The 3648-nt window shown below is 54.4% G+C and carries 4 protein-coding genes and 2 pseudogenes; 1 reads left to right on the top strand and 5 read right to left on the bottom strand.

The window, feature by feature from the left end; all coding sequences use genetic code 11:
- Positions 1 to 466 precede the first annotated feature (466 nt).
- Together CK944_RS21735 and CK944_RS21730 are read right to left on the bottom strand one after the other, a co-directional pair.
- On the bottom strand, positions 467 to 856 hold the full coding sequence (locus CK944_RS21735) for a type II toxin-antitoxin system VapC family toxin (protein ID WP_103175126.1): 390 nt from the start codon (positions 854 to 856) through the stop codon (positions 467 to 469).
- The gene (locus CK944_RS21730; RefSeq protein WP_103175127.1) at positions 849 to 1097 is read right to left on the bottom strand and encodes an AbrB/MazE/SpoVT family DNA-binding domain-containing protein; all 249 of its coding nucleotides are present in this window, start codon (positions 1095 to 1097) and stop codon (positions 849 to 851) included. The genes CK944_RS21735 and CK944_RS21730 overlap by 8 nt, the downstream gene beginning before the upstream one ends.
- A gap of 253 nt (positions 1098 to 1350) precedes the next feature.
- Here CK944_RS21730 and CK944_RS21725 point away from each other — a divergent pair, with 253 nt between their 5' ends.
- A complete protein-coding gene (locus CK944_RS21725) occupies positions 1351 to 1923 on the top strand; it encodes a recombinase family protein (protein WP_103175125.1) in 573 nt (190 codons plus the stop codon).
- 120 nt (positions 1924 to 2043) lie between these two features.
- Here the strand turns inward: CK944_RS21725 and CK944_RS23060 are convergent, their stop codons facing one another.
- From CK944_RS23060 to CK944_RS21710, 3 genes and pseudogenes are all read right to left on the bottom strand, one after another.
- Positions 2044 to 2955, bottom strand: coding sequence for a hypothetical protein (locus CK944_RS23060; protein ID WP_158248126.1), 912 nt, complete (start codon positions 2953 to 2955; stop codon positions 2044 to 2046).
- Positions 2956 to 3068: 113 nt separating this feature from the next.
- A pseudogene (locus CK944_RS21715) lies at positions 3069 to 3248 on the bottom strand (IS110 family transposase); the annotation flags it as partial.
- 6 nt (positions 3249 to 3254) lie between these two features.
- Positions 3255 to 3380: pseudogene (locus CK944_RS21710) on the bottom strand (IS481 family transposase); the annotation flags it as partial.
- Positions 3381 to 3648 lie beyond the last annotated feature (268 nt).

The following is a 3648-nucleotide window of genomic DNA, read 5'->3' as shown; positions in this document are numbered from 1 at the left end:
CAATTTTTCGAGGTGCCCTTAAGTTAGCTTGAGGACAAGCAAAATCAGGCCAGCGTTACGTTAAACCCTCTGCCGAGGTGACTGGGAGGAAACGGCGGCCGTCGCCACTCTGCCTTTTGCAAGAATGGTGCCGCACGGACGCTCCCAGAGGCGAATTGCTGCGCCGCGGAGGGGTAACCGCTTCAAGAAAAGCCGCTCCGCAGCATTCGTGGGTGCCGACCGACAGCAATGGGCCGAGATCCACATTGCCGCCGATTGAACTGCACTTCGTGGACGACCATCAAACGTTCATCTGCTGGGCGTGGCTGCCGATAGGTTCTGAACCCCGAAGCAAGCGGCTCCTGCTGTCCAAGAACCGTGTCAGGAAATCAGCTGTCCAGAATACCACCTCCAATTTTCAGATTGGACATGGTACTCAAACGCTTGTCGCAGAGGGGTGTGGAGCAATGGCTGCTCGTGTCGCCCATTATCCTCTGATGAGTTCAACCTCCACGCCGATATCGAGGCCGGCCCAGGCCTGGTCTGCAGTCAGGGCAGGCAATCCGAGTTCGGCTGCCAGGGCAAGACATGCCCGATCTCCGAGCGACAGCCCGTAATTCCGGGTGGTCGGGCGCAGATGACCAATCGCGTATGCCTGAGAGGCGCTGAGAGGTCGAACATCAAGAGGAAGGCTGCCGAGCACATCTTGCACTTCTTCAGCACTCAGGCCTCGCTCACGTAGCTTGGACACGACCTCCGCCAAGTTGGCGGCCCCAATCACGGCGGCAGGCAACGCTTCAATAACGCGCTCACTGCCGGACTCTCCGTTTAGAAGACAAAGCAGGGCAGAGGCATCCAGGACCGCGGCCTTACTCACGCTCTGCCTCGCGCCGCCGGTCGGCGATCAGCTCGGCCGCCAGAGAAACGCCCTCAGGCACATGGCGCCGCAATATGGCCTGGGCTCTCGCAACGGCTTGCGAAAGCGATCGAACACGCAGTTCACCATCTTCAATGTCGACAAGCACAGTATCTCCTGTGGCAATCCCAAGCTCGCGGCGCATGAGCGCCGGAATGACAAGCTTGCCTCCTTCAATGATCCGGACGCGTTGGGCTGTCATGTCTTGCATCCTTCCTTAGGTCATCTTTCCAGATCTGATACCTGTTATTCTATATGGTATCGGGAGGATAAAAAAGTCAGAAGCAGTGTGACGGAAAGGCACCGGCCAACCGCTGCCCTACCCTGCTGTGTCACGTTTGGGCACACCCGTGGGTGACATCTAGATGTGACGGCCGGGAGCGTCAGAAATGAGTGGCAAAGATGCCTTTGCGACAGCACTAGAACCTCAACCACCCTAACGTGACAGATTGCCCATGCCTCGGATTGGATACGCCCGCGTCAGGACGTCCAGCCAGGATCTCGATGTCCAGAAAGCCACGCTCAGGGCTGCAGGCTGCGAGATCATTCGCGCCGAGACCGGGCCGGGAGCTTCCCGCGACGGCCACAGCGAGTTGGCAAAGGTTTTGGAGTTTCTGCGCGTGGGTGATGAACTGGTCGTGCATCGCCTCGACCGCCTCGGCCGGTCCACACGCGACGTGCTGAACCTGGTTCATGAGCTGGATGCCAAGGGAGCGTCGCTCCGCGTCCTCGAACCCGAAGTCACCACGGCCGGCGATATCGGGCGGATGGTCATCACCGTTCAAGGCATGGTGGCCTACATGGAGTTGAAGTTCATTCCTGATCGTCAGCGCGCCAGCATTGAGGCGGCGAAGGGCAAGGACGTCTACAAGGGAAGGGAAAAGCGGGTGGACGATGCAAAGATCCGGAAGCTCGCATCGGACGGCGTTTCCAAAGCCCGGATCGCCCGCGAACTCGGCGTATCCCGGATGACGGTCTATCGGGCGCTCGATGGCGGAGGCACCAAGAACAATACGGAAATCCGGTGAGGCCAGCGGCACGATGCGGGACATTCCGGACATTCGACAGGTCCGCAGACCGGCAGTAACAATTGCCGGCGATTGTCTTAATCCCACACGTCCTCCTAGCTAGTTTATGCAGTAAGAGAACTAGTGGACCTCATTAGCCGAAATCTCGCGGGCAAGCGCGTAGTAATCCCGAACAACGCGGGCCGCCTTCTGCTTCAGTTCGGAAAATTCCGAATGAAATTTTATTTTATCCTCTTCTGTCGCTGCCTTCGCATCCATCCCTTTATAATAGTATTTTGCCATTCCATTGGCAGTATCGACAAATCCCTCCATGCTGCGTATGAACTCGTCATATACAGCAGATAGATTTCCAAGGGAGAACTTGTGAGGTCTCGACTTCCAATTACGCAGATTAAAATTAAAGCCAGAAAGCATCATTTCGCCAACGCCACGTTCATGAAAATCATCAGAGGCAATGTAATTTATTTCTCCAAACTTATTAGATTCATCGAGAACGTTTTTGACGAATTCAACATCAAGTTTCTTTTGGGACCTGCTTGTATTGAAGAATTGCGGAAAGTGCGCATAGAATGTCTCTTCACACGAGCTCAAGTCTTGAATAATGTCGTGCCAGAATAGAATATGGACCCCAAACTTCTTTTGATCTATACGATCCTTATGCATTGCGCGCACCTCTCGCTGCAAAACGGCATCGTTTCCTGCAGTGGTAGCAATATATAATGTTCTCAAATTAATATCGAAAATTTCTGCCTTTCTAATTTCTTCTTCAATGATAGATTTATACACCTTTTTTGTAGTATTTTTGCATTGAATTGCAAGAAGATCATGATCGCGGCTGTAACCGTAAATATCTACCCCATCTTGCTGTTGGCCGGGCCGACCATTTTTTGAAAAATCCGGACTTCGCCATCGAATTTTTGTAGCTGCTAAGCATATATTTTCAAACTCCTCCCATGACGAGGGAGGTGGAACCGAAGATGAAGCGATTGTAGGCATGTGGGATCCAGCGGTGGTTTGTACATTGGCTCTCATGTCCATATACTGTCTGACGTTAGAACGCAGTTCCTAATACAGGCAAGTCCTTGTCTGACGTCAGCGCCCATGGGACAGATTAGGAAGATTGCGTGACGGAGTATCCGTGATGCTCAAGGCCGCATTTCGGTCCAGGTTCGTCCATTCCGCAGTAGTGCGTTTGCCAAGATGATGAGCTTGCGCATGATGGCGACGAGAGCAACCTTTGCAGGCTTTCTAGCCCCGACCAGATTATCGTACTTCACTTTGAGATCGCGGTTGAAGCGCACCGCCACGAGGGCAGACATATAGATGTCCTCTTAACCGTCGTGGCTTCCGAATGACATTGCAGTGTCGATGAGCCTTCGGCCCATGTTGCGGTAGCCGAGATATGGCCGTTCTGTGTTGTAGTGGACGAGCCAAGCATCGAGATCAGCCTGCAGGGCGTTGTCAAAGAGTGGCGTTCACGAGACCAGACCGAATGACGGCTTAGGGCTCTTAGCGTCACGCGCGGGGCCGACCTCCAGTGGCCGCTTCGTCCCAATCGCCCCAGGTCGCTGGCTGCGTTAGTCCTGTGACCCTGCCTGCTGNTCGGCCGATGGGAAACATATCTTCACCGTAATGATGCAGCTTGACGTGATGGCTGCGGCAGAGCCACCGCACGTTCAAGGGTTCGTCGTACCGGTCGTGGTGGGCATCGACCTTGGCCGCGCC

The sequence above is a fragment of the Paracoccus sp. SY genome (assembly GCF_002901215.1).
In the GTDB taxonomy this organism is placed as follows: domain Bacteria; phylum Pseudomonadota; class Alphaproteobacteria; order Rhodobacterales; family Rhodobacteraceae; genus Paracoccus; species Paracoccus acridae.
Note: the sequence above shows the minus strand (reverse complement) of the source record. Positions and strands in the feature narration are given on the sequence as shown.

Bases quoted from the DNA above. Each gene is read 5' to 3' on its own strand.
- CK944_RS21725 (WP_103175125.1), top strand. From the start codon at position 1,351: ATGCCTCGGATTGGATACGCCCGCGTCAGGACGTCCAGCCAGGATCTC.
- CK944_RS23060 (WP_158248126.1), bottom strand. From the start codon at position 2,955: ATGAGAGCCAATGTACAAACCACCGCTGGATCCCACATGCCTACAATC.
- CK944_RS21730 (WP_103175127.1), bottom strand. From the start codon at position 1,097: ATGACAGCCCAACGCGTCCGGATCATTGAAGGAGGCAAGCTTGTCATT.